Source organism: Streptomyces sp. NPDC048671 (assembly GCF_055587045.1).
Window position 1 is genome coordinate 259,202 of record NZ_JBVJHB010000009.1, and the last position, 26,259, is coordinate 285,460.

Consider the following 26,259-nt stretch of genomic DNA (forward strand, 5'->3'; position numbering starts at 1 on the left):
GGCTTTGTGTCGTGAACGTGTTTACCGTGTTCATTGCCTGCTGGTACGGCCCGGCGCCGGGGGACGGTGGGCGCGGTCCGGTCTCCCGCCCGCGAGGCCCCGTCTACGCTGCGGACAGCGTGGCCGGTCGTACCCGTACGCCTCCCCGGCCTGGATCCGGCCGCAGGAGGACGGTCTCAGCGGCTGACCGCCGCGAGCATGCGGTAGTGCGGAGCCCAGGGCCGCACTCGCTCGACGGCCGCCGCGGCCGAGAGGACGTCGGCGTCCGCGAAGCGCCGGCCCGCGATCTGCAGGCCGACGGGCAGGCCGTCGTCCGTGAGCCCCGCCGGGACCGAGATGGCCGGATGCCCCGTGAAGTTGAACACCTGGGTCAGGCACCAGCCCAGAATGGGATTCACGTCCTCGCCGTCGACGCTGTCCGGGCCGACGGTCCATCCGTCGTCCGCGTTGTCGCAGCCGGCGATGGCCAGTGTGGGACTGATGATGAGGTCGTAGCGGTCGAAGAGGTCGGCGAAGGCGTCGTAGATCACCGTTCGTATGACCTGGTCACGGCGTCCGTCCATCAGAGTGCGTCCGTCGGTGCGCTCGATCATCGCGCGCAGGGCCCACGGGAGGTCCTCCCACGGTTTTTCGCGCAGGTCGACGCCCTCGGCGGCGAACGCCTCGACGACGGTCGAGGCGATGGCGCCCGCGTTGCGTACCCACAGGTCGGTGGCCTCATGGTGCGAGACCGGGAGCGCGAAGCGCGGCCTGTCCACACGAACGCCGGATTCCTCCAGGGCCGCCACCGCATCGTCGACCACCGCGCGCACACCGGCCTCGACCGGGAACCCGCCCAGCGTGGGCAGGTAGGCCGCGCGCAGAGCGCTCGGATCGCTGCGCGTGGCCGCCACGAAGTCCGTGCCGTCGTGGGGGACGCTGGCCGGGTCGCGAGGGTCGTCGCCGACCATGCACGACAGCAGCAGCGCACAGTCCTCGACCGAACGTGCCAAGGGGCCGTTGCTCATGTACGGGACCTGGCACAGGAACGCGTCAGGACGCACCGCGTTGGCGACACGGCCGAAGGTCGGCTTGAACCCGACCACGCCGCACAGCGCGGCCGGGATCCGCACCGACCCGCCACCGTCCGAGCCCTGTGACAGCGCACACAGCCCATCGGCCAGCGCGGCGGCGGAACCGCCCGACGAACCACCGGAGTTCATTCCCAGAGCGAACGGCGTACTGGTCGGCCCGAACAGCTTGTTGTCGCAGAGCCCCTTGTGCCCGAACTCGGGCGTGTTGGTCTTTCCCAGCACGATCGCCCCGACGTCTTCGAGCGCGGCGACATGCCGGGCGGTCTGTTCCGGCACGTAATCCCGGAACGCCGTGACCCCGAACGTGTTGGGCATACCGGCCTTGTAGTCGAACAGATCCTTGATGGCGATCGGCACCCCGTGCAGGGGGCCGGCGAGGCGCCCGCGCATGAGCTGCCGCTCCGATTCGGCCGCTGCCGCCAGCGCATGGTCCGCCGCCACGTGAACATAGGCATTGAGTGCGGGATTGCGCTGCTCGATACGGGAGAGGAACGCCGCGGTCAGTTCGCGTGGCGAGATGTCACGCCGGCGGATCCGGCTCGCGAGTTCGGCCGCCGGGGTCAGACATAACTTGGTGACCTCGGACAATGAATCCCGCGGCTTGTTTTCGGTAGTGCTCATGACCTAACTGTGGTGGCTCGATGCGTGCGAAGCCATGTGCAGGGCGGGCAAGCCTCGACGTAAAGCTGCGCACCCTGAGAAGCTTCATCTGTGACTCGTGAGGCCGAATTGCTGTGTGTTGCCAGGGATCAACTCCTTGTGTCCATAGATGTGTTGACGGGGAGGGTCATCGACGGGATCAGGCGGTCAGGCGTTGGCCAGGAACTGATCGACGAGCCAGGGCTCGCGGACACGGTGGTGGCCGAGACCCGTTCGGTGGTCCACCAGCTGATCAACGCGCTGACCGACGACGCGGAGCCGCTGTGTCCCCCGGAGACACGCCACATAGCCCGGCTGGCGGCGCGCAACGGCACACCGGAGCGCGACGTGCTGGACGCCTATCGCGTGGGCCATCGCTTCCTGGAGGAGGCACTGATCGACGCGGTGCCGGACTCCGCGGACACCTGTGTGGCCCTTGGCGCGGTACGGCTCGGCACCAGGCGCCTGTTCGCCGAGATCGAGCACCTCTGCGAACTGGTGGTCGTCGAGTACCGAGAGGAGGCGGAGGCGATCACGCGTGCTCGGGGCCCGCGTCAGCTCCGCGCGGTCCGGGCGGTGCTGAACGGGGAGCGTCCCGCGAATCTGGATTTCTACAACGTGCGCGGCGACCATGTCGCGCTGGCCGCGTCGGGTCCGGAGTCCGAGCGGGTCGTACGGACGCTGGTGCGCTCGGTCAAGGCACCGTACTGCGTGGTCCGGCCGGGTGAGGAGCTCAGCTGGATGTGGATCGCCGTCCCCCAGGCGGACGTGATCATCGCCGCGGCGGAGGCAGCCGCCGAGGGCGGCTGCTGGGTCGGTGTGGGAGAGCCGGCTCGGGGGCCCAAGGGCTTCTGCGATTCACACGCGGAGGCGCGCATGGCCCTCCGGGTCGCCGCGTACCAGAAGCGGCCCGTGCTGCGGTTCTCCGCCTCGGCGCCCGAGGCCATAGCACTGGCCGACATCGAGGCGTCGCAGACCCTGATCCGGCGGCAGCTCGGAGATCTGTCGCAGCCGACCCGCCAGGCGGCGACCGCCCGCAAGACGCTCAGCATCTACCTCGGCTGCGGGTCGAACGCCAGGGAGACCGCTCGGCGTCTGCACGTCAGCAGCCGGGCCGTCGCCTACCGGCTCCGGCACGCCGGTGACCTTCTTCCGCCGGGCACGGACGCGGGATCGTTGGAGACCGCCCTCGCGCTGCGCCTGCTGGAGACTCTGGGACCCGCTGATCCGGACGGCCCCGATCAGCGGCCCTGAGACCGGCGGACCGTTGCCGCTCCTCCCCGCGGACGCGGAAGCCGGGACACGACGGGGCGCCGTTGCGGTGCCGCCCGTGCGCGACTCCGGGTGGAGCGGGACACCGGGGCAGGGCAGAACACCTAGCGCACCGTCGGCCGGCTGACGGTCAGGGGCAGCAGCCGAAGCGCGAGCCCGAGTTCGAGGGAGGAGATCCGGGTGTCCGGTGGCAGGAGCGCACGCGCCGCCTGAAGCCTGTTGGCGACCGTTCGCTCCGTGAGCCCGAGTTTGAAGGCCGCGGACCGGGCGTTCTGTCCGCATGCGAGGTAGACCTCAAGCGTCTTGCGGAGCAACTTGTGCCGGGCGCTCCCGCCCACCAACTGGCCGAGGCGGCGGTGGACCAGGGCACGTGTGGCATCGACATCAGCGAGGCCGATGGCCTCCGGTTCGATGTCGGCGAAACGCGCGCTCCTGCGTCCCGTCCAGTCGCACACCCGGAAGGCGGACTGGGCCTCCCGGTGGGACCGCCGGAACCCCGCGACATCCTTGCCCGGCTCACCGGCACCCAGACAGCCGCGCTGCGTCCGTTCCGCCACGGCCTCATGGATGTCCGCCGGGCCGACGGAACCGCTGAACCACGCCCATACGATGTTGCGGTCGGTGAACACGGAGATCGCGTCGTTCTTGCATTGGTGCGCGAACGCCGCCAGGCTCGTCGCCGTCGGGCCCTGGGCCACGACGGCGACATGTTCCGCGCTCAGGTCGTAGCAGGGTAGTTCGGGTGCGGGTCCCACCTCGTCGAGAACCGACCGTACCGCTTGCAGCCGCAGCGCGTTCTCGTCGCTTCCGATCATCTCCGTCTCGTCCAGGTACTCAGTGGTCACGAGGGTGATGAGGGATTCCGTCTGGCGCAGTAACTGAAGACAACAGAACTGCAGGACGCTCAATGCGCAGGAGGGGTCTATTCCCGATTCCCGTGCCGCTTGGAAGAAGGACTCCTGGACCACACCGTACGCTATCCGGTAACTCGATATGAGATCCTCCAACGGCGTCCCGTGCAACGCCGCGAGACGGGCGAGATGCCGGGCCCCGTGCGACTGTATGGGCACTCTCTGCCGTTTCTCGAGCCCTCGCAGGAACTGTGAGACGAGCATCTCGGTCTCCAGCCGGACCACCCTCGTCAGCGCCGGATCGGTCGCGAGCGGACTTGAGGGTATTCCGTCGCGCCAGATCGCTGTGAGTGTCTTGTCGACGAGGACGGACTGATGGTCCAGAAGCCATTCCGTGAAGATGCGGATACTGCTGTCGGGTGCCGTCATATCGATCGCGTCCTTCGGTGCTCAGAGTAACCAGACCTGTGTCACGGAGGTGTCCGCCGGCTGCGGGCGGACGGGCGGGGTGAAGGGCGGCGCGGTGTCGGGGTGAGCGCGGAGCCGTGCGGGACGGCTTGCCGGCCAGGGAGTCCGGGCGCGTCTGGACGCGTACGTCCGGAGGGCATCAGCCCGTGGGACGTGGGGAACCGCTCGTGAGGCTCTTCCCGGGGCGGGAACGATGCCTCGCTCGTGCGTGGTTCATACACTGACGAGGCGTGGTGGAGGGCAGGGCTCGGCCAATACCCGCCAACTCTTACCCCTCGCCCGTCATTTGGCTGTCAGTATTCCACTTGCGGGTGTCAAGTATATGGGCCCGGGTGAACGTACGGGCCGGTCAATAGTATGTCGACTCGAATTCTGTCCCGGGACGCCGCATTACTTCTGTGCAAACGCAGGGGTGCGCCCGCCCCGTGAGCCGCCTGAGAGCGCGACCAGCGGCCGGTGCCACATGTGCGGGAGCTTGGCCGAAAAGCGAATACTGAACGGCCGGTAACACCGTGTGGTGCGGGAGCAGGAAGGTGAGGCGACGGTTCAGCTGGATGCCCTCGCAGGGGAGAGGGACCACGGCGGCCCGCGTGGGAACGGGGAGCTTCGGGAGCGCGCCGATTTCCCGGACCGGGAAGATCACGAAGAAATATTTCCCGCTGCTGTCATTGTCCGGGCGCATCGGGCGATGGCAGGCTGACCGATATCGGAGAGGCCTCGCCGCCCACACCATTGCGTCCCAGTCGTTCCCCGTCGATTCTCCCGTTCCTCATGCCGTCCCGCACGTCTCGGTTCGAGCCGAGACGTGCGCCGCGCCCCGAACCGCCCGCCTGCAATGCGGTGTTTCGGCGTCCGGCACTCCTCGCGTACGGAGAGGAAGACGGGCCGACGCCCTTTGCCGCGGGGACGTACCCCTCGATCCGACACACAGCAGTCCGGCTCGTCCCAAGGGAGGATCATGACCACCCGTCCCGCTTCCACGGACACGGGCACTGGCACTGGCACTGGCCCCGCCGTGCCCCCGTCGGCCGACGAGGTCCGACACCCGCACGTGGCCCCCTCGCTCGTCTGGTCCGACGGGGCCATTCTCGTCATCGACCAACGAGCGCTGCCGCACGAGACCCGGTGGGCGCGTCTGGAAACCGTGGACGAGGTGGTCGAAGCCATCCGCTCGCTAGCGGTGCGCGGCGCCCCCGCGATCGGCTTGGCCGGAGCGCTCGGCGTGGCCCTGTCCGCACGCGCACACACGGCGGACAACGGCACCACCGACATGGCAGCGGTCCGCGCCGACGCCGAAAGGATCGCGACCGCCCGGCCGACCGCGGTGAATCTGGCGTGGGCGGTCGCGCGGGTGGTCGAACGGCTGCCGGAGGGGCCCGACGCGGTGCTTCGCGCCGCACAGGAGGCGATCGACGAGGACATCACCACGAACCGCAGGGCCGCAGTCGGTGCCGCGGACCTGGTGACGGCGATCCAGCCCGACCGGCCCCTGCGCATCCTCACCCACTGCAACACCGGCCGTCTGGCCACGGCAGCGGTCGGCACCGCGCTCGGCGCGATCCTGGAACTGGCTGCCCGCGGCCGCGTGGCCGAAGTGCTGGTGGACGAGACCCGCCCCCTCCTCCAGGGCGCCCGGCTCACCGCCTGGGAGCTGCGTGAGGCGGGCGTGCCCTACCGGCTGTGCCCCGACTCCGCGGCCGCGGCGGCCATGTCGAGGTCCATGGTGGACTGCGTCCTGGTGGGCGCGGACCGCATCGCCGCGAACGGTGACACGGCTAACAAGATCGGCACGTACGCGCTGGCCGTGGCAGCCGCGCGGCACGGCATTCCGTTCATCGTCGTGGCGCCGGAATCATCGTGGGACCCCCAACTTCCGGACGGTTCCGGGATCGTGGTCGAGGAACGCGGTGCGGACGAGGTGACGACCCTGGGCGGCGTCAGGATCGCACCCGAGGACGCCCCGGTGTTCAACCCGGCCTTCGACGTCACCCCGTGTGAGCTGATCACGGCGGTCGTCTCCGAGTCACGGGTCCTGAGGCCGTCGCTGAAGTCGGACGCCGCCCCGGACGGGGAGACGGGCGCACGGCAGAGCGACAACCGCGCGGTGTCCGGCCACCGGATACGCGCGGCCAGGGCCCTCGCCGACTACTGCCGCCCTCTATACGCGCGGGGCTGGATGCCGGGAACCTCGGGCAACCTCTCGGTGCGGCTGCCCGGACAGCCCTCCCGCGCGCTCATCACGGGCAGCGGCTTCGCCAAGGGCTCCATCGGATCGGCCGACATGGTGCTGGTGGACGCCGGCACCGGGCGGCCCGTCCTGCCCGTCGGGGACGGACCGCGTCCGTCCGCCGAGACCGCCATTCACGCGGCCGTCTACCGCTCGGCGGACGCGAACGCCGTCGTGCACGTGCACTCACCGTATGCCACGGCCCTGGCCCGGCGGCTGGGCGCGGCCGACCGGCTCTCCTGGCTGGCCCTGAAGGACCTCGAACTGCTCAAGGGGCTCGGTCTCAAGGACACCACCCACGCCGATCTGCCCATCTTCCCCAACTGGCCGGACGTCGCCCGTATCGCCGACGACGTGGCCGCGTATCTGTCCGACTGCCCCGGGCCGCCGCCGGTGCTTTTCCTGGCGGACCACGGAGTGACCGTCTGGGGCCGCGACCTGGGGCAGGCACGCAACCGTCTGGAGTGCGTCGAGGCCATCTGCCAACTGCTGCTGCTCACCGGTGAGCCGGACACGACCCGTCCGGCCGCGTAACGCCTCATGCGAAAGGACGATTCGACGTGACACTCCTGCAGATCATGCCGGACGACGCACCGGAGACGGTGCTGCTGCGAACCCGTGACGACGAGCGCGTCATCAGCGAACTCGACGCTCACGGCGTCACGTTGCGGCGCTGGCCGCTCCGGACCGGCGACACGCCGGAGCTGGATGATCAGGCCCTGCTGGACCTGTACCGCGACAAGATCGAAGAGGTGTGCGACCGGGATTCCATGAAGCTCGTCGACATGGCCCGGCTGCATCCGGCCCCCACCGAGGAATGGCGCGGACGGGCAGCGAAGGCCCGTGCGACCTTCCTGGAGGAACACCAGCACAGTGAGGACGAGGTCCGCTTCTTCGCGCACGGCCGCGGCCTGTTCACCCTGCACCTGGACACGCGTGTTCTCGCCGTCCTGTGCGAGGCCGGAGACCTGCTGTCGGTGCCCGCCGGTGTGCGCCACTGGTTCGACATGGGGGAGCGCCCCGACTTCGCGGCCATCCGCTTCTTCCAGGAGGAGGACGGCTGGGTGGGGGGCTTCACCGGAGCGCCGATCGCCGGCCGTTTCCCCCGGCTGGACGAGCTGACGGGAACCGCCCTGTGATCAGTCTCCGCGCGAACGCGGTGGTGCTCGACATCGAGGGCACCACGGGCTCGCCGGCGCATGTACGGGACGTGCTGTTCCCCTACGCGCGACAGCGGCTGTCCGGCTGGCTCCACCAGCACCGGGGCGACCCCCGCCTGAAGGACCTGCTGGCCGACATACGGCAGGAGTCGGGACGCCCGGGACTCGGCATCGCGGACGCGGCGTCGCAACTGGCCGCATGGTCGGACGCGGACGTCAAGGCCGCCCCACTCAAGAGGATCCAGGGCTGGATCTGGGCCGAAGGCTATTCGGCGGGCTCCTTGCACGGTCATGTGTACCCGGAGGTGCCCGAAGTGCTGCGCAGGTGGCGGGCCGACGGCATCAGCCTCTACACGTACTCCTCCGGATCCGTGAAGGCCCAGCTCGACTGGTTCCGCCACACCGGGTTCGGGGACCTGTCCGTTCTGCTGGACGGCTACTTCGACCTGGAGACCGCGGGCCCCAAGAACGCCCCGGGCTCCTACCGGCGGATCCGGGACATGATCGGGGTTCCGGCCGGGACATGTGTCTTTCTGAGCGACAGCGGGAACGAACTGGACGCCGCCACCGCAGCGGGATGGCACAGCGTCGGCGTCCGCAGGGACGACGATCCGCGCGGCTCCGGTGTGCCCGATCACGTCACGGTGCCGGCCCTGACCGCCCTGAGCGTGCGGCGGACGAAGAACTCCGACCGTACCCCTGAGAAGAATGCCGGAAAGGTGCCACCCGCATGAACACCGCTCATGATGCCCTCGCCCGCGCCGAGATCGGAGTGATCGGTGGCACCGGGCTCTACGCCCTGCTGTCCGACGCCACGGAAGTCACCGTGTCCACCCCGTACGGGGACCCGGCCGACACCGTGACGCTGGGCACGGTCGGCGGCCGGCGGGTCGCCTTCCTGCCCCGGCACGGCCGCGACCACTCCCTGCCGCCCCACCGCATCAACTACCGGGCGAACCTCTGGGCGTTGCGCTCCCTCGGCGTCGGGCAGATCATCGCCCCCTGCGCCGTGGGATCGCTGCGCCGCGAACTCGGGCCGGGCACCGTCGTCGTCCCGGACCAGGTGGTGGACCGTACGGCGGGCCGGCCGGCGACCTTCTTCGACGACGTCGTCTCCCATGTGTCGTTCGCGGACCCTTACTGTGCTGCGGGCCGGGCCGCCGTACTCGAGGCGGGGGCCGACAACGGCGGCGAGCCGCTCGTCGACGGGGAAACGATGGTCGTGATCGAGGGTCCGCGCTTCTCCAGCCGCGCCGAGTCCCGGTGGTACGCGGCGCAGGGGTGGTCGCTGGTGAACATGACGGGGATGCCGGAGGCGTCCCTCGCCCGCGAACTGGCCCTGTGCTACACGTCGGTGGCGCTGGTGACAGATCTGGACGCGGGACTGGACGCCGAGGAGAGCGTGGCCCAGGAGGACGTCTACGAGGTCTTCTCCCGCAATCTCGGGCGCCTGCGTGATCTGGTCCTGGCCACCGTGACCCGGCTTCCCGAGGACCGCGTCTGCCGCTGCGCACGCGCGCTGGACGGCGTGGACGCGCCCTTCCTCGCCGGCTGAACGACGCGCCGGCTGAACGACGCGCCGGGGCCGGCTCCGGGGAGACGCGTGACCGGGGGACGTGGGGTCCGGCACAGCGGTTCAGTACGCTGCCTGAGCCCATGTCCCCCGCGAAGAAGCGGGGTGTCCGATGCCATGAGGAACCGCACGGTCACGCGGGGGCGAAGGCCAGAACGGTGTTCTGACCGCCGAAGCCCATCGAGTTGCTCAGCGCGAGGCCGACCGGGTGAGCCGTCGGGGCCGTGACGGCGTTGATGTCGATCTCCGGGTCCTGGTCCGTGAGATTGGCCGTCGGAGGGAGGACGCCCTCCTCGACGGTGAGCACCGTGTAGGCGGCCTCGACCGCTCCCGCCGCACCGAGGAGATGCCCGGTGACTCCCTTGGTGGAGCTGACGAACGGCCCGCCAGGGATGACTCTGCGCAGCGTCCTTGACTCCGCGAGGTCGTTGAGCGGCGTGGACGTGCCGTGCGCGTTGATGTACGAGACGTCGCCCGGCGCGGCGCCGGCGCCGGCCAGTGCCTGGCGCATGGCCTGTTCCAGACCGCGTCCTTCGGGTTGGGGCGCGGTGATGTGATGGGCGTCCGCGCTCGTTCCGTGGCCGAGGACCCGGGCGCGGACGCGAGCACTCCGGGCACGCGCGTCCGCGGTGCGTTCGAGGACGAGGAGTCCGGCGCCCTCGCCGGCGACGAAGCCGTCGCGTTCGCGGTCGAAGGGGCGCGAGGCCCCTTCGGGGTGCTCGCTGCGCCGGGACAGGGCTCCCATATTGGCGAAGCCCGACATGGCCAGCGGCGTGATCATCGCCTCACTGCCTCCGGCCAGGACGACATCGCATCGCCCGAGCGTCAGCAGGTCGCACGCGGTGGCCACGGCGGTGCTGCCGGAGGCGCAGGCCGTGGCCACCACGAGATTCGGGCCAGTGGCGCCGAACTCGATCGCCACTTGTCCGGCCAGCATGTTCGGCAGATGCATGGCAAGCAGTAGCGGTGATACACGCTGGGGCTTCTGGCCGAGGAGCACCTCGTGCTGCCGCTCGTAGGTGTGGATGCCGCCCGCGGCACTTCCCAGCACCACGCCCACCCGGGCGCCGTCCCAGCCGGCGGGGTCCAGACCGGAATCCGTCAGGGCCTCACGGGCGGCGACCAGGGCGAACTGGACGAAGCGGTCGAGGCGGCGGGCCTTCCTGCCGCCCAGCAGACGATCGGGATCGAAACCGGGGACCCGGCAGGACAGCTCGACCGGCATGCCCTTCAGTTCGGGGTCGAGGGCGGCCTCGGTCCCTCGTGCCGCCCGCACTACCGCCCAGTTGTGCCCGACGCCAATCCCGGCCGGGGTGACGAGCCCGAGGCCGGTGACCGCGATGTCGGTCGGCAGCGTCATACCGCTCCCTGGGCTGCCCGGTCCTCCACCAGCCGGCCCATGTCGGCGAGGGTGGCCAGGTCGCGCAGCTCGTGGTCGTGGATCTCCACATCCAGATCGCGTTCGAGGATGACGGTCAGCTCCACCAGGGTGAGCGAGTCGAACTCGACCTCCTCCAGGGACGCCTCCGGTCGTACCAGATCGGAGGAGACCTTGAGCTCGTCGATCATGATCTTCTTGAGCGCCTCAAAACCATTCATGTCAGTTCCTTGACCGTTGTGTGTCGGAAAGAGCGTGAGCGTGCGGCCCGGCCGGGTGGTCCGGATCAGCCGACGCTGTCCAGCGAGGGCCAGACGAGCGTGGCCGCACCCCAGGCGAGTCCGCCGCCGAAGGCCGTGATCAGTACCCGTTGGCCGGGGGTCAGAGCGTTGCCGGCGTTGTCCTCGTCGAGCAGTACCGGCACCGATGCGGCGGCGGTGTTGCCCACGTGCGCGATGTTGGAGGCCGTCTTTTCGGGCGGAATGCCGAGTGTGCCGCCCAGTGCCGTGGTAATCCGGGCATTGGCCTGATGGGCCACCAGCCGGTCGACGTCCGAGAGCTCCCAGCCCGCCCTCGCCGTCGCCTCGCGGCAGGAGGACGCCATGTTCCGTACCGCGTGGCGGAAGATCTCCCGGCCCTGCAACTGGAGGAACCGGGGCACCCCTTCGGTGGGCACGCGCCGACGGGCACCTCCGGCGGGCACGTACAGGAGCTCGCTTCCGCTGCCGTCGCTGCCGAGCACGAGGGAGGTGATGGCTCCCGGCTCGTCCGGCCGGCCGGCCCTCAGCACAACGGCCCCCGCGCCGTCTCCGAAGATCGCGGCGGTGGTGCGGTCGTCGGGGTCGATGAGACTGGTGAACGCCTCGGCGCCGATCAGCAGAACCCGCTCGGCGATGTCGGCGGCGATGAGACCGGCGGCCGTGCCCAGGCCGTAGACGAACCCCGCGCAGACGGCGGATACGTCGAAGGCGGCGACCTGGCCCAGGCCCAGCCGGGACGCCACGGACGGCGCTGTCGCCGGGCAGAGCTCGTCCGGTGTGGACGTCGCCAGCACCACGGCGTCGGCCGCGTCGGATCCCGAGGACTTCAGCGCGCGACGGCCGGCCTCGACGGCGAGGTCCGAGGTCGACATGCCCGCCGTGACGCGGCGGCGACTCTCGATGCCCGTGCGGGAGCGGATCCACTCGTCACTGGTGTCGAGCCGCGACGCCAGTTGCGCGTTGGTCAGTATGTCGGGCGGTATCCAGGATCCGATGCCGGCCAGAACGGCGGCACGAGGGGATGCGTAGGTCATACCAGATGACTCCGTGGTCCTGAGGGAGGAACAGGAATTGGCGGCGGGCGGGAGGCCGGCACCGCCGATGTCGGCACGGGGAGGTCGTGGCGCTGGACGAGTGGGCCCTCGGTCCGTTGATCGAGGGGGCGTCGACCGTGTGCTCAGGCCCGGAACGAGCCGTGGCCAACGGAAGTCGTGACACCTCTCGTACCGGGCCGGGGAATGGAGAAAGGTGAACCGGAGCGCCATGATCCTTCCATCGGGCGGCTTGCGTGAGCAAGAACAGGAGTCGGAAATCCCTGGTGCTTCTCTTCGGAGGTAAGGAAAATCTGGGTACTCAAACATTTATGCCGCCCGGATACCTGGCAGTAGAGAAGAACCCGGGCCGATGGCGGAAACCGCGATAATCGGAGTCTCTCATACCGGATTCACGGGGAAGAGGAAAGCGGGAAGGCCGTAATGAGGGTGGGGTGAATGGTGGCTGACTGTCGGGCGGACCAGCCGAGTTGGCCGGCCCGCGACCGTGCCTGCATGGCATTCCTGTGAACCGTGCATCAACGGGGATCCACCGTGCGACTTCCCGTATTCGGAAGCCGTCCCGGAGATCTCTTCGGACTGTTGTCATTGTCTGCCACGTCGGCCCGTGGCAGCCTTACGGTTCAAAGCGTTGGCGCCGTCGGGCCGCGTCCCCCGAGCGGAAGGGAGGGGGCCTCGTTTTGGCCGAGAGGCAGCAGAAACCTCGCCCACGCACCGCTCATTCCCTCCAGCGAGATTCCGCATGTATCGGCGGCCGACTGGTTGTAGCCGACGGGTAACTTCACTAGTCGCCCTCAGATTGAGGTAACCAAGTGGAATCTGTAACGGAAACCGACTTCGTCCGCGTTCTGCTGAAGCGTGCACACGAGAAGCCCCACCAGCCGGCGTTCACATTCCTTGAGGGCGACCTCGATGTTGTGGGTACTCTGACGTACGCGGAACTGCACGGCCGGGCCCGGGTGCTGGCCGGCCGGCTGCGGGAGGTCGTTGCGCCCGGCGACCGCGTTCTGCTGCTTTACCCGGCGGGCCTCGACTACATCGTCACGTTCTTCGGTTGCCTGTACGCCGGAATCATCGCCGTCCCCCTCTACGTCCCGCAGCGGCGAACGGCTCCGACGGTGGAGGCGATCGCGCGGGACTGCGCGGCCGGCGCGGTGCTGACCACGGGGCGGGGGGCGCGGCGGAAGTCCTTGTTCGCCTCGGACACGCGGGTCGCGGGCCTGCCCTGGCTGGCCACGGACGAGTTCGCGGGCGACCTTCCCCCGCTGCCCGAACCGGACATCTCCCCGGACGGCATCGCCTACCTGCAGTACACCTCCGGCTCCACCTCCACCCCCAAGGGCGTGGTCATCGGCCACCGCAACGCCGTGGTCCAGTGCGCCGAGGCAGCTCTTTCCTGGCAGGTCGACGGCACCAGCCGGTGGGTGTCGTGGCTGCCGCACTTCCACGACTACGGGCAGATCGGCTCGGTCCTGCTCCCTGTGTACGCCGGCTGCCACTCCGTGCTGATGGCACCGACGACATTCGTGCGCCGCCCGGTCCGATGGCTTCAGGCGATCTCGCGGTACCACGGAACGCACACGGGGGCGCCGAACTTCGCGTACGACCTCTGCGTCGACGGGACCACCGAGGAGCAGCGGGCGGGACTGGACCTCAGCTCGCTCATCACGGCCGGCAACGGCGCCGAGCCCGTGCAGTCCGACACGCACCGGCGGTTCAGCCGGACGTTCACCGCGTACGGCCTCAAGCCCGAGGTCCTGTGCCCCTCCTACGGCCTTGCGGAGGCGACTTTGAAGGTCACCAACAAAGCACCTGGCACAGACACCTCGTGGGGGACCTTCGACAAGATCACCGTAGGTGCCCCCATCACCGAACTGCCCCCCGACGACGCGGTACGCCCTCTCGTCGCGTGCGGGACGACCGTGTCGGACACCCGGGTCGCCATCGTCGAGCCGGAGACGCGTCGCCGTCTCCCCGACGGTCACGCAGGCGAGGTCTGGGTGAACGGCCCGACCGTGGCCCGCGGTTACTGGGGACGTCCGCAGGAGAGCGAGCAGACCTTCGGAGTCCGCATCGAGGGCGACGACACCGACACGTACCTCAGGACCGGCGATCTGGGCTTCCTCCACCACGGGGAGCTCTACATCTGCGGACGGCTCAAGGACCTGGTCATCATCGACGGCGTCAACCACCACCCCCAGGACATCGAACGGACCGTCGAGGAGAGCCACGCCGCCGTCCGGCGTGGCCGCACCGCGGCGTTCAGCGTACGGAAGGACGGACACGAGCGAGTCGTGGTGGTGGCGGAGTGTGCCCCCCGCGCGGAGGGCCGCGCCGAGGAGGTCGCCGTCGTGATCCGTGACGAGGTCTGGTCCCGCCATGAGATCGGCGCCTCGGTCCTCATCACCGGCGCGGGCTCCGTCCCCGTCACCACGAGCGGGAAGATCCAGCGGGCGCGGTGCAAGGCCGACGTCCTGGAGGACCGCATCGCCGTTCTCGCTCGCGTCGACGCGGTCGCGGCCGGCTCCGGCGCCACACCGTCGGCGCGGCCCGTCCCGGCGCCCGCCGCTTCCGCGGCCGACGCGATCCGCCTCGGCTGTCGTACGTACATCGAGAGCTGGATCGCCGACCGGGTGCTGGACGGACAGGGGGACGACGTGGACGCGCGACTGTCCCTGTCCTCCCACGCCGTCACCTCACGGCACATGCTGGAACTGCACCAGGGCCTTGAGGACTGGAGCGGACTCCAGCTGCCACCGGAGTGGATGTGGGAATCGGAGTCGATCGACGCGCTGGCCGGCCTGGTCGCGGAACGGCTGGCCCGTCCCACCGCGGACACCATGGGCGCGGGGGTGAACCGATGAGGATCGCCGCCGTCTCCGCGGCCCTGCCATCCCGGCGTGTCACCAATGACGACATCCTCGGCCTGGTCCGCGAGCACAGCACTCCCGGCTTCGACGGCGACATGGAGGACGCACTCCGGAAGATCAGCTTCTGGCTCGCCTACTCGGGTTCCGAGGCCCGACTGTGGTCCACCGGGCAGGAGCGTCCGATCGACCTGCTGGTACGCGCGGCCGAACAGGCCTTAGGCGAGGCGGGAATGGCGCGCGAGAGCATCGATGTCGTCATCTACACCGGCATCGGCAGGGGGTTCCTGGAGCCGGGCGGCGCCTACCACGCGGCAGCGGCCCTGGGCATCAAGCGGGCCCAGTGCTTCGACGTCCTGGACGCGTGCATGAGCTGGACGCGGGCGGTCCAGCTGGCCGAGGGCCTGTTCGCCTCGGGGGCGTGCCGCACGGCGATGCTCGTCAACGCCGAGTTCAACATGCGGCCGGGCGGGGCCGTCTACCCGGACGTGTTCACCCTGCGACACGCTGATGAGATCACCTGGAGCTTCCCCGCCTACACCCTCGGCGAGGCCGCGTCCGCGACGATCCTGACCGCCGAAGGGGAGACTCCGTGGTCCTTCGAGTTCTCGTCGCGCCCGGACCTGGCGGAACTGTGCAACATCCCCATGGCGGGCTACGCGGACTTCTCCCTGCCGTCGGAGAAGGTCGCCAGGAACGGGGTCGGCCGGTTCACGTCCTTCGGATTCGACCTGCACGAGGCCGCCCGCATTGAGGCCATGGAAGTGTTCAAGCGCCTCGACGCACCGGCGGACGAGATCACGGCGGTCTTCACGCATGCCTCGTCGAAACGGTTCTGGCAGGAGATGGCGGACACCGTCGGCCTGGGCGACCAGATCCACCACGTCTTTCAGGACACCGGAAACATCGTCTCGGCCTCGGTGCCGACCGCCATCGCCACCGCGGTGGACGAGGGGCGTCTGAGCCGGGGAGACCGTGCGATCGGCTGGGTCGGAAGCGCCGGCATGTCCTTCAGCGCCTTCTCATTCGTGTACTGACCGGAGGATGGAAAATGGGCACACCGCTGAAGTCCGTCGGCAACGCGCTGGGGCACGGTTTCGGGTACGCCGTATCGCGCTTCCGGTCCAACCGTGACGAGCTGCGGGCCGAGGAGGCCGAGCGGCTGCTGGACTGCCTCGTGGAGGCAGGGCCGATCTACATGAAGCTGGGCCAGCTGCTCGCCACACGGTCGGACCTGGTCCCCTCCGAGTGGGCCGACAAGCTCCGCACACTCCAGGACGACGCTCCGCACATGGACGCGGCCACCACACATGCCGTCGTCACACGGGAACTGCGCGCGCCCATGAACAGCGTCTTCCGGGAGTTCGACCTCGAACCGGTGGCCAGCGGTTCGGTCGCCCAGGTGCACCGGGCCCGGCTGCTGGACGGCCAGAAGGTCGCCGTGAAGCTGGTGAAGGAAGGTGTGCCCGAGCACATTGAGCAGAATCTGCGCATCATGGGCCGGAGCGTCCGCCTCGCCGAGAAGGTGGTCCCGGTCGTGGCCGCCTCGGACGGCGTGCGGCGCTTCACCGAGGTCGCCACGTTGTTCCGCTCCCAGGCCGACATGCTGCTGGAAGCGGTTCGGCAGAAGGCGGTGTACCGGAACTTCGAGGGCCACCCCTACGTTCGGGTGCCGCGCGTGATTCCCGATCTGGTGACCCCGCGCATGCTCACCATGGAGTTCATGGAAGGCATCCGTGGGAACGCCGCCCATCAGGTTCGGCTGCCGGCGGCGCAGCTGGCCCGGCGCCTGCAGGACACGATCTACACGATGCTGTACATGCACGGCCTGTCGCACGGAGACCCGCACCCCGGGAACATCCTCTTCTCCGAGGAGGGCGAGCTGATCCTGCTCGACTACGGGATCACGGTCGAACTGACCGAGGACGAGAAGTGGGGCCTGTCCTCGTTCTACTACGCGTGTACCCGCAAGGAGTGGGACATCGCCGTGGAGCGGTTCACCGCCCACTTCGTCACCGGCGGCGAGCATCTGCGAGAGAGGTGGGCCGAGTACCGTTCCGAACTCGCGGCGGCACTGGAGCACCACTTCGACACCGCCTCGAACCGGTGGTCGACGATCAGCTACTTCCGGGACGTCAGTGACATCCTGCGGAAGTACGGTGCCCGGTACACCGCCAGTTTCACCAAGGTCGAGCTGGTCTTCCTGTCGTGCGAGGGGTTCGCCACGCAGCTGGACCCGGAGATCAACATCTGGGAGAACGCCCGCAAGTTCACGGACCGGTACTCGCCCTACATGAGCAAGGCGGTGCGTGAACGGTTCGACAAGCGGTTCACGGCCCAGATCCCGGGCTCCCTGGAGTTACGGGACCGGGCGGACCGTTCGCTCGTCGCGCCGACCCATATCCACCGCTACTTCTTCCCCAGCACCTACCCGATCTTCGTCAAGGAAGCTCGGGCCGGCCGGGTCCGGGACGTCGACGGCAATGAGTACGTGGACCTCTCCGGCGGGTACGGGCCGCACATCCTCGGCTACTCGCATCCGGTGGTCAACGAGGCGATCACCTCGGGTGTGGCGGCCGGCCTGGTGAACGGGATAGGCCACGAGCCGGAGGTGGAGCTGGCCGAAATACTCGTCGACGCCTTCCCGGCGGCGGACAGGGCCCTGCTGTGCAACTCCGGCACCGAGGCCGTACTCCTGGCGATACGTCTGTGCCGCGCGGCCCGCAAGCGCAAGGTCGTGGCCAAGTTCGAGGGCCACTACCACGGCTTCTCGGACCAGGGCATGGTCAGCTCCTGGTTCCGCTTCACCGGTCACAAGTACGCCCCCGAGCCGATAGCCGGAACCCTCGGCTCAGACGCGGACGTCGTGGAGAGCACGATGGTGCTCCAGTACGGGGACATAGGCGGTCTGGAGCGGCTGCGCGAGCACGCCGACGAGCTCGCCTGCGTCATCGCGGAGCCGATGCCGTCCTCGACGACGACGTTCGACCTGGAATTCCTCTCCGCGCTGCGGAAGGTGTGCACCGAGACGGGCGTTCCCCTGGTGTTCGACGAGGTCGTCACGGGATTCCGGGTGGAGTACGGCGGGGCGCAGACGATGGCCGGGATCGAGCCGGAGCTCACCTGCCTGGGAAAGATCATCGGCGGTGGCCTGCCCTGTGGTGCGGTGGTGGGACGCGCCGGACTGATGGAGACGTGCAAGAGCTCCGAGGACCCCTTCCTCGACTACGAGCAGAAGGCCTTCGCCGGCGGCACGCTCAGCGGTAACTCGCTGACATGCCGGGTGGGTACGGCGGTGCTCACCCATCTGCGTGCGAACCAGCATCTGTACGAGGAGCTGGAGACCAAGACGCGATGGCTGCGGGACCAGTTCGTCGAGAGCACCGGTAAACGCGGTATCTCCTGCCGTATCAACGCCCGCAACTCGATCTTCTCGCTCAACTTCAGCCACCGGTCGGCGGGCATCTACCGGGAGCGGATGGCCGGCAGCAACTTCAAGGCCACCATCGCGCTCGCCTACTACATGCGACAGCACGGCGTGTACATGCCCGAGTTGCACAGTTTCCTGCTCAGCACCGCCCATACACACGAGGACCTGGCCGCCACGAGCAAGGCCTTCGACCTCAGTGTGGCGGACATGGCGAATGACGGCTTCTTCATGACGTGAGTGGCCGCGGCGCCGCGCCGGGGCGCCGCGCACCGCGCGACGGGATTCCGGGCCGCACCCCTTCCGGCCCGGATGCCTTCGCCGGCCGTTCCGCGGCCTGCGTACCAGGTTCAGCACGCTCGATGAGGATGGTGACCATGAGCTCGAAGGGCTCAGAGAAGTGGATTCTGTACAGCACGTGCGACGAGGACTCCGACTCCGAGATGCGGGCTCTGGACGTCTCGGCGGGTGAGGACGTGCTGAGTGTCACGGGCAGTGGCTGCCGCACCCTGAGCCTGGTCGCGAACCACCCCCGGTCGGTGGTCTCGGTGGACATGGCCCCCGGCCAGAACTATCTGCTCGAAGTGAAACTGGCGGCTATCAGGCATTTCGACTACGACTCGCTCCTCGCCCTTCTCGGAATCGATCCCTGTCCGGACCGGTGGAGGCTGTTCGTACAGCTCCAGGACAAGATCAGTCCCGCGGCGTTCCGCTACTTCTCACGGCACCGCAAGGAGGTCCGGCGGGGCCTGGTCGTATCGGGCCGGCACGAGAAGTTCTACAAGCGCGTGGTCGCCCCCACGATGCGGCTCCTGTACGGCCGCGCCATGCGCGATCTGTTCTCGGCGCAGACGCTGGAAGAGCAGAGGGTTGTCTATCAGCGGAGGATCGACGGCGTCATGTGGCGGACCCTGGTCCGCCACGGCTTCTCCGAGCGCATCCTCAAGTGGGTCCTGAACGACCCCGGTTACCGCATCACGATCGATGTGGACTCCGTGGGTGGCTACATACTTGGGCGCGTTCACCACACGTTCATGAACCATCTCGCCAAGGACAACCACTGGCTCGCTTTCACGTTCCTGGGACGCTATCCGCACCGCGGTACCCTGCCGCACTACCTGCTGCGGGAGAACTACGAGGCGATCCGTTCCGCTTCGACGAAAGTCGAGATCGTGACGGGAAACCTAATCGACTACATACAGAAGGCGCCTGACGGATCGTTGGACAAATTCTCTCTTTCCGATGTGACAAGCTGTATCCCCCAGGAAGGTTTCGACCAGATCATGCGGAACATCGCTCGCGCCGGCAGGCCCGGCGGGCGGGTGTGCTACCGGAATTTTTTGGCGAAACACCAGGTGCCTGAAGAAGCACGCTCCACGTTGTTCCGGGACGAGGCGCTCAGTACGTCACTCACTCACGACGACAAGGCATTCGTCTACGACATCGAGGTGCTCACAGTAAAGGGCTAGTCCGCAAGGGCCGGCCTGAAAGGAAGGTGTCCGAAATGACAACCGAGACCACCAGTGTGGAGACGGCCGGCGGCCGGATCACCCTCCGCCGTGTCGGGCAGGGCAGGACCGTCCTGTTCGTACATGGCCTGATGGTCAACGGACACGTGTGGGACCCGCTGATCGCGGGACTGCGCGACCGGTGCCACATGGTGCTGCCCGACCTGCCCTTAGGCGGGCACCGTACCCCCCTGGACCCGGAAGCGGACTGCTCACTGGAGGCGCATGCTGCTCGTGTCCTGGATATCGCGCGGCAGCTTCCCGGGCCCATCGTGCTGGTGGGCAACGACACCGGCGGGGCGATCGCCCAAATCGCCGTGGCGCGGGAACCGGAACTCTTCGAGCGTCTGGTGCTCCTTCCCTCGGACGCCTTCGACAACTGCCCCCCGAAGCTCCTTGTCCCCATGCGCGCCCTGCTCGGGATCCCCGGCGCCGTCGGCGTGGTGGCGCGGGCGCTGAGGCTGGGCCTCGCCAAGCGGGCGGTGATGGCGCTGGTGGCGCGCAGCAAGGTTCCGACCGACCGCATCGACGAGATGCTGGGTGAACTGCCGAACAGCAGCGGTGTGCAGCGGGATTTCGTCAAGTTGCTGGACGGATTGCGGCCGACGGTCACCAGAGCGGTGGCGGAGGAACTGCACCGGTTCAAGGGGCCGGTCCTCATCGTCTGGTCGCGGAAGGACCCCCTTTTCCCGTTCGGTCACGCGGAGAAGCTGGCCGACTGCTTTTCTCGGAGCTCGGTCGCCATCGCCGAGAAATCGCGTGCCTTCGTCTCGCTCGACGAGCCGGACTGGCTCACCGAGCGGCTCGTCGAATTCCTTGACGGCGGCGGGCCGTCGCACGACGCCATGTAGAGAGGTGCATACGTGTCCATCAACTTCATGGTCGAGGAACTGGCCACTGCTGAACGCCTGTTCCCTGGCCTCGATCAGAGGCTCCGCGAGGTTCCTGTAGCCGAACTGGAGTCCGGGAAGTCTCCCGGACTCGACATATTCCGGGAGTTCGGCGGACCCGCCCTCATGGTTCCCGAGGAATACGGCGGGCTCGAGGCCTCCTTGACGGAGGGCCTGCACGTCCAGCGGCTGCTGGGCGCGCGGTCCCCGTCCCTGTCCCTGGCCGTGAACATGCACCACTGCACGGTCATGGCGATGCCGCCGTGCCCCGCCACGGAGGAACTGCTCACCGCGGTCGTGGAGAACAAGCTGTACCTCGCGTCGGGCTTCGGTGAGGGCAAGCCGGCCGCCAGCATCCTCGTGCCGTTGATGAGGGCCGAGCGCCACGGCGACGGGTGGCGCCTCAACGGGGCGAAGAAGCCTTGCAGCCTCGCGGAGTCGATGGACTTCCTCACGGCCAGCGTCATGGTGACGTCGCCGGACACGGGCGAGAAGGAGATGGCCCTCGCGATCATCCCGGCCGGTGCCGAGGGGATCGAGGTTCGGCCGCTCGGGGACGCGCAGGTGCTGCCGGGCTCCGAAACCCGTGAGGTGGTGCTGACAGACGTCGATGTGCCGGACGACTACATATCGTCCCTGGGCGACCCCCAGGCCCTGAACTCCGCGCTCGCAACGGTCTTTCACGTCTTCGAGCTGATGGTCTCGGCCAGCTACATCGGCGTGGCCAGCGGGCTGGTCGAGGCAGTGCTCAAGGAGCGTCGCGGTTCCGCCGCGGAGCGGATCGAGCTCGTCGGCGATCTGGAGACCGCCATGGCCTCGATGGAAGCCGTGGCCGGGGCGGTGACGCAAGGGGACGACGATCCGCAGGGCGTCGCCCGCGCGCTGTACGTGCGGTACTCCGCACAGCGCACCGTCGCGCGCGTGGCCGCGCACGCCACCGAACTGCTCGGCGGCGGGTCGTACATGATCAGCGGCTTCAGTACGACGTACTTCATGTCGGCCCGCGCCCTGGCGCTTCACCCGCCGGCCAGGAGCGCCATGGCCGAGCCTCTCGACCGCTTCATCCTGGGAGGGCCTCTCGTGATGCCGTGACGTGCCGTGGGGGCCGCGGGGATGCCGTTGTGTGAGGTATCCCCGCGGCCCCCAGCGGGAGCCGTGAAATCCCTTCCCACCGAGTCGGCCTTGCCGGGAGTCAGGAGCACCAGCCGTGAAGCCGCAACGGACCGAAGACGTGGAGCCGCCGGCCGGGAAGCTGCTGTGGATTCCTTGCCGGGACGAGCAGGTCCCGCACATCTGCCGACGGGTGCTGGACGTCCTGGGCCCCGGGACCGAGATCCTGACGATGACACCGTCCGGACACCGTCACGAGCCGCACATGATCCCGGGCGAGGACATCGGCGGTCTGGCGGCCCGTGCGGCGCGCCGGCTCGGCGAGGCGGGCTACGCCATCTACGACTGCGGCCCCGGGGGCGCGACCGGATACGCCCTGGCGCGTGCGCTGGTGGCCGCCGGTCACCGGAGTCCGCGGCACCTGTTCGTATCGGCCGGTCCGTCGGCGGAGTGCCGGTGCCCCGGGGCGGACCGGGCCGTCGATGTCACAGACCCGTGCGAACCCCACGACAGCTACCGTCCCTACGGCTGTCCGGCCGGGCCCTCGCGGTTGCGGTGTCCGGTCACGGTGATCGCGTGCCACGAGGAGTCCGCCGCGTGTGAACGCCGCACGGACGAACTGTGGGCCGAACGCGCCGCCGCTCCCGTGACACACCTCAGGGCGGACACCGCGGACCAGGGGCACGGGGAACCTCACGCACGGCGTATCGCCGGACGGATTTGTACGGTGCCGGCCGAGGACCCCGCGCCGCCATCCGCCCCGCCTGTGACCCGGGAGGTGTTCCGGGAGGCAATGGCGCGGGTCGCCGCCCCCGTTTCCGTGGTCACCACCCTGTGCCGCGAGGACGGGAGGCCGCGCGCCTTCACCGCGAGCGCGATGTGCAGCCTCTCCGAGGAGCCGCCCCTGCTTCTCATCTGCGTCAACCGGGCCGGCCGCGCCCATGACGTCTTCACCACGGCGGACCGCTTCCTCGTCAATGTGCTCACGCAAGAACAGGCCCATGTGGCGAAGGCGTTCGCGCGGCACGAAAGGGCGGAGGCGGAAGCGGAACTCGCCCCGCTGGAGGGCGGGCTGCCAGGGCTGTCCGGTGTGGCGGCACGATTCCTCTGCACGCGCGAGGACGTTCTCCCGGGAGGTGACCACAGCATCCTCATAGGCCGCCTGGAGTCCGTCACCCTCCTGGACGAAACGCCTCTGATCCATTACCGGAGGAACTGGCACCGGCCCGTGGCCGTACCGGCGATGCCCTCGATCACCACGGGGCCGAGCATGATCTCGTAGATGCTGCCGAAGCACGGCCTCACCCCGCCCGATCACGCGACGGCCCCCGCGGAGACCGCCACCGTCACCAGCGCATCGTGACCACGCTCAACGAGCACCCCGTGAAGTTGTTCCGCGCCCGCGATCCGCGCGAGCACCTCGGTCCGCCCATCGACAAGCCCTCGGCCAACGTCACCCGCTCCCGCCTGGGACGACTTGTCCGCCAAGGACTCCTCGAACAACCCCGACGCGGCCGCTACCGGAAACGGACTTGACGCCCTCTGACAACGGGCGCCCGCTGTCGGCGGGAACGTCGTGAGTCCCGGTCTGCCGCACGCGGTGGAGCAGCCGCCCACCGACGATCCGGGGTGGGCGGACGTGATGCGCGACCATCGTGAAGTTGCATGTCATGGTTCGCCGTAGTGAGCCGGGTCCCGAGGTTCTGCACGATCGCCGACGCGCGTGCAGATCTGATCGATCGAGGCGGTCAGCTCGGCGAAGGACCCGGTGAGCCAACCCAGCGCGGAGGCGTAGGAGGGCATGATCGCGAATCACCATCCGTCATGATCGCGCGGGCCCTCGTAATGCGTGGGTCCCGGGTCCGAGTCGACAGGGACTCTTCAGGGACCGTCAGCTCTGTCGGAGGGACACCCGAGGGAGTCGCCGTGCAGGCACGGAAGGCTGCGACAGCGCTGAAGGCCCAGGGTTTCGGGCCCACGCATCCGCGCCGCTGCTCCGTAGCGCTCCGGCACGGCGTCGGGTCGGCCATAGCAGACGAGGCTCTTCGGGGCCGCACACGGTTCTGACCTCGAGTAATGTGCCCCGGCGGGCCCGGCGGTGTCAGCGCTGGGCCCGCCGGTAGGACGGTCAGTAGGCGTAGAAGCCCGAGCCCGTCTTCCGGCCCAGCCGGCCCGCGTCCACCATGCGCTGGAGCAGCGGGGGAGCGGCGTACAGGGGCTCCTTGTACTCGGCGTACATGGAGTCGGCGACCGAGGCCACGGTGTCCAGGCCGATCAGGTCGGCGAGCTTGAGCGGGCCCATCGGGTGGGCGCAGCCCATCTCCATGCCGTTGTCGATGTCCTCGCGGCTGGCGATGCCCGACTCGAACATCCGGATCGCGGAGAGCAGGTAGGGAATCAGCAGTGCGTTGACGACGAAGCCGGACCGGTCCTGGGCGCGGATCGGGTGCTTGCCGAGTATGTCCTGCACCACGGCCTCGGCACGCTTGACCGTCTCGTCCGACGTGGTCAGCGCGGGGATCAGCTCGACGAGCCTCTGCACCGGGGCCGGGTTGAAGAAGTGGATGCCGATGACCTGGTCGGGGCGCGAGGTCGCGACGGCCAGCTTCACCAACGGGATCGAGGAGGTGTTGGAGGCGAGGATCGCGTCCGGCCGGGTCACCACCTGGTCCAGTACCTGGAAGATCTCGGTCTTGACCTGCTCGTTCTCCACGACGGCCTCGATGACGAGATCGCGGTCGGCGAACTCACCGAGGTCGGTGGTGAAGCTGAGTCGGCCGAGGGTCTCGTCGCGCTCCTCCTCGGTGATCTTGCCGCGTTCGGCGGCCTTCGCGAGGGAGTTGTAGAGCCGGGTGCGGCCGATCTCCAGCGCCTCGCCGGTGGTCTCGGCCACTCTGACATCGAGGCCGCTGCGGGCGCACACCTCCGCGATGCCTGCGCCCATCTGGCCGCAGCCGACCACTCCGACGCGTGCGATGTCCGCCATGGGGTCCGTCACCTCGTGCCTTTCACTGTTCTCCGTGCGGCGGCTTCCGTTCGGTTCCGGGCCCCGCCTCGACCCCACGACGTTACTCCGCGCCGTCCACGGGATCACGGGCCGGGGCGTGCATGCCCGGCCCCGGCCCCTGATTCCCGGGATCCGGACGCGGACAGAGAGACGGCAGGTGCGAAGGAATGCGGCAAATCGCCAGGAGGAGCTTTGTGGCCGGTACGGCCGGGACGGTGGGGGCGGCGTTGGCCTCGGCCGCCGTGTCCGGTGAGTCCGCCGTGGCCGGTGAGTCCGGTGAGGCCGTCGCGGCCGGGCCGGGTGAGGGGCGTGCGGACCGGGTGGGGAGGCCCCGCGACGCGCTGCGGCGGGAGCTCAGGGGCATGTGGGTGGGGACGGTCGGCAACCTCGACTGGCCCTCGAAACCGGGGCTGTCCGCCGCCGTGCAGCAGGCCGAGCTGATCGCGTACCTCGACGAGGCCGTCGACCGCCGGCTGAACGCGGTGATCCTCCAGGTCCGCCCGTCCGCCGACGCGCTGTGGCCCTCCCAGTACGAGCCGTGGGCCGCGTGCCTCACGGGCGTCCAGGGCAAGGACCCGGGCTGGGACCCGCTGGGCACGGCGGTACGGGAGGCGCACAGCCGCGGCCTGGAGCTGCACGCCTGGTTCAACCCGTACCGGGTCGCGAACCACACCGACCGGTCCCGGCTGGCCGCCGGCCATCCCGCGAGGCTGCACCCCGACTGGGCCCTGCCGTACGGCGGGAAGCTCTACTACAACCCGGGCCTGCCCGAGGTCCGCGGCTTCGTCCAGGACGCGATGCTCGACGCGGTCCGCCGCTACGACATCGACGCGGTCCACTGGGACGACTACTTCTACCCGTACCCGGTGGCCGGGCAGTCCTTCGCGGACGGGGCCGCGTACGAGAAGTACGGTGCGGGCTTCGCGAGCAAGGCGGCCTGGCGGCGCGCCAACATCGACAAATTGGTGCAGGAGACCGCGCGGCGGATCAAGGCGGTCAAGCCGGCGGTCCGGTTCGGCATCAGCCCGTTCGGCGTGTGGCGCAACGCCTCCACCGACCCGCTCGGCTCGAAGAGCGCGGCGGGGGTGCAGACCTACGACGATCTGTACGCCGACACCCGCGGCTGGATCAAGAAGGGCTGGATCGACTACATCTGCCCGCAGCTCTACTGGAACATCGGCTTCGCCGCCGCCGACTACGCCGTCCTGCTGCCCTGGTGGAACGACGTGGTACGGGGCACGGGCGTCGACCTCTTCATCGGTGAGGCGCTCTACAAGGCCGGTGATCCGGCCCAGCCCGCGGCCTGGCAGGACCCCGCGGAACTCTCCCGGCACATCGACCTCGCCGCCGGGTACGACCAGGCCCGCGGCCACGTCTACTTCTCGGGGAAGGTCGTGGTCGCGGACCGGATCGGCGCGCTGGCGCGGGTGGTGGCCGACCACTACCGGTCGCGGGTGCGCCCGCCGGGCTGACCGGCCGGGTGCCGTGCGGCGGCCC

The 26,259-nt window shown here is 69.1% G+C and carries 20 protein-coding genes; 14 read left to right on the top strand and 6 right to left on the bottom strand.

All coding sequences use genetic code 11. The features are described from left to right. Positions 1–176: 176 nt before the first annotated feature. Complete coding sequence (locus ACZ6S6_RS20090; RefSeq protein ID WP_362966089.1) at positions 177–1,694, bottom strand: amidase; 1,518 nt, start codon at positions 1,692–1,694, stop codon at positions 177–179. 138 nt (positions 1,695–1,832) lie between these two features. Here ACZ6S6_RS20090 and ACZ6S6_RS20095 point away from each other — a divergent pair, with 138 nt between their 5' ends. Continuing rightward, on the top strand, positions 1,833–2,966 hold the full coding sequence (locus tag ACZ6S6_RS20095; RefSeq protein ID WP_362966087.1) for a PucR family transcriptional regulator: 1,134 nt from the start codon (positions 1,833–1,835) through the stop codon (positions 2,964–2,966). Positions 2,967–3,088: 122 nt separating this feature from the next. On the opposite strand, the gene ACZ6S6_RS20100 is transcribed toward ACZ6S6_RS20095, so the two are convergent. Continuing rightward, positions 3,089–4,264: an RsbRD N-terminal domain-containing protein gene (locus ACZ6S6_RS20100; protein WP_469706411.1), complete on the bottom strand. Its 1,176-nt coding sequence runs from the start codon at positions 4,262–4,264 to the stop codon at positions 3,089–3,091. Positions 4,265–5,261: 997 nt separating this feature from the next. Between ACZ6S6_RS20100 and mtnA the strand changes: the two genes are divergently transcribed. Genes mtnA through ACZ6S6_RS20120 form a run of 4 tightly spaced genes read left to right on the top strand, consistent with a single transcriptional unit; the run spans position 5,262 to position 9,245 of the window. Continuing rightward, positions 5,262–7,064 carry an S-methyl-5-thioribose-1-phosphate isomerase gene (gene mtnA, locus ACZ6S6_RS20105; protein WP_469706412.1) on the top strand — a complete coding sequence of 601 codons (1,803 nt, stop codon included), beginning with the start codon at positions 5,262–5,264 and terminating at the stop codon, positions 7,062–7,064. A gap of 26 nt (positions 7,065–7,090) precedes the next feature. Beyond that, on the top strand, positions 7,091–7,669 hold the full coding sequence (locus ACZ6S6_RS20110; RefSeq protein WP_362966081.1) for a 1,2-dihydroxy-3-keto-5-methylthiopentene dioxygenase: 579 nt from the start codon (positions 7,091–7,093) through the stop codon (positions 7,667–7,669). Continuing rightward, positions 7,666–8,424, top strand: a complete 759-nt coding sequence (mtnC, locus tag ACZ6S6_RS20115; RefSeq protein ID WP_469706413.1) for an acireductone synthase — start codon at positions 7,666–7,668, stop codon at positions 8,422–8,424. The genes ACZ6S6_RS20110 and mtnC overlap by 4 nt, the downstream gene beginning before the upstream one ends. Next, positions 8,421–9,245 (top strand): S-methyl-5'-thioadenosine phosphorylase, encoded by an 825-nt coding sequence (locus ACZ6S6_RS20120; protein WP_469706414.1) that lies wholly within the window; start codon positions 8,421–8,423, stop codon positions 9,243–9,245. The genes mtnC and ACZ6S6_RS20120 overlap by 4 nt, the downstream gene beginning before the upstream one ends. 151 nt (positions 9,246–9,396) lie before the next feature. Here the strand turns inward: ACZ6S6_RS20120 and ACZ6S6_RS20125 are convergent, their stop codons facing one another. The 3 genes from ACZ6S6_RS20125 to ACZ6S6_RS20135 all read right to left on the bottom strand — a co-directional run bounded on the left by ACZ6S6_RS20125 (position 9,397) and on the right by ACZ6S6_RS20135 (position 11,935). After that, positions 9,397–10,623, bottom strand: coding sequence for a beta-ketoacyl-[acyl-carrier-protein] synthase family protein (locus ACZ6S6_RS20125; RefSeq protein ID WP_469706415.1), 1,227 nt, complete (start codon positions 10,621–10,623; stop codon positions 9,397–9,399). After that, entirely contained in the window at positions 10,620–10,862 is a 243-nt protein-coding gene (locus ACZ6S6_RS20130; protein ID WP_362966073.1) for an acyl carrier protein, read from the bottom strand. The genes ACZ6S6_RS20125 and ACZ6S6_RS20130 overlap by 4 nt, the downstream gene beginning before the upstream one ends. Positions 10,863–10,927: 65 nt before the next feature. Beyond that, positions 10,928–11,935, bottom strand: a complete 1,008-nt coding sequence (locus tag ACZ6S6_RS20135; RefSeq protein WP_362966071.1) for a beta-ketoacyl-ACP synthase III — start codon at positions 11,933–11,935, stop codon at positions 10,928–10,930. Positions 11,936–12,765: 830 nt separating this feature from the next. Here ACZ6S6_RS20135 and ACZ6S6_RS20140 point away from each other — a divergent pair. The 8 genes from ACZ6S6_RS20140 to ACZ6S6_RS20175 all read left to right on the top strand — a co-directional run bounded on the left by ACZ6S6_RS20140 (position 12,766) and on the right by ACZ6S6_RS20175 (position 23,291). Next, positions 12,766–14,817, top strand: coding sequence for an AMP-binding protein (locus ACZ6S6_RS20140; protein ID WP_469706416.1), 2,052 nt, complete (start codon positions 12,766–12,768; stop codon positions 14,815–14,817). After that, the gene (locus ACZ6S6_RS20145; RefSeq protein ID WP_362966067.1) at positions 14,814–15,857 is read left to right on the top strand and encodes a 3-oxoacyl-[acyl-carrier-protein] synthase III C-terminal domain-containing protein; all 1,044 of its coding nucleotides are present in this window, start codon (positions 14,814–14,816) and stop codon (positions 15,855–15,857) included. Before ACZ6S6_RS20140 ends, ACZ6S6_RS20145 begins: the two co-directional genes overlap by 4 nt. Positions 15,858–15,871: 14 nt before the next feature. Beyond that, positions 15,872–18,487: an aminotransferase class III-fold pyridoxal phosphate-dependent enzyme gene (locus tag ACZ6S6_RS20150; RefSeq protein ID WP_469706417.1), complete on the top strand. Its 2,616-nt coding sequence runs from the start codon at positions 15,872–15,874 to the stop codon at positions 18,485–18,487. 137 nt (positions 18,488–18,624) lie between these two features. Further along, complete coding sequence (locus ACZ6S6_RS20155; protein ID WP_469706418.1) at positions 18,625–19,716, top strand: DUF3419 family protein; 1,092 nt, start codon at positions 18,625–18,627, stop codon at positions 19,714–19,716. A 35-nt stretch (positions 19,717–19,751) separates the two neighbouring features. Next, on the top strand, positions 19,752–20,606 hold the full coding sequence (locus ACZ6S6_RS20160; protein WP_469706419.1) for an alpha/beta fold hydrolase: 855 nt from the start codon (positions 19,752–19,754) through the stop codon (positions 20,604–20,606). Positions 20,607–20,618: 12 nt separating this feature from the next. Beyond that, positions 20,619–21,737, top strand: coding sequence for an acyl-CoA dehydrogenase family protein (locus ACZ6S6_RS20165; protein ID WP_362963240.1), 1,119 nt, complete (start codon positions 20,619–20,621; stop codon positions 21,735–21,737). A 115-nt stretch (positions 21,738–21,852) separates the two neighbouring features. Continuing rightward, positions 21,853–23,037: a flavin reductase gene (locus ACZ6S6_RS20170; RefSeq protein ID WP_469706420.1), complete on the top strand. Its 1,185-nt coding sequence runs from the start codon at positions 21,853–21,855 to the stop codon at positions 23,035–23,037. Between the two features lie 77 nt (positions 23,038–23,114). Continuing rightward, positions 23,115–23,291: a hypothetical protein gene (locus ACZ6S6_RS20175; RefSeq protein WP_469706421.1), complete on the top strand. Its 177-nt coding sequence runs from the start codon at positions 23,115–23,117 to the stop codon at positions 23,289–23,291. A gap of 592 nt (positions 23,292–23,883) precedes the next feature. Here the strand turns inward: ACZ6S6_RS20175 and ACZ6S6_RS20180 are convergent. Beyond that, positions 23,884–24,741 (bottom strand): 3-hydroxybutyryl-CoA dehydrogenase, encoded by an 858-nt coding sequence (locus ACZ6S6_RS20180; RefSeq protein ID WP_362963246.1) that lies wholly within the window; start codon positions 24,739–24,741, stop codon positions 23,884–23,886. Positions 24,742–24,929: 188 nt separating this feature from the next. Between ACZ6S6_RS20180 and ACZ6S6_RS20185 the strand changes: the two genes are divergently transcribed. Further along, a complete protein-coding gene (locus tag ACZ6S6_RS20185; protein ID WP_469706423.1) occupies positions 24,930–26,234 on the top strand; it encodes a glycoside hydrolase family 10-like protein in 1,305 nt (434 codons plus the stop codon). Positions 26,235–26,259 lie beyond the last annotated feature (25 nt).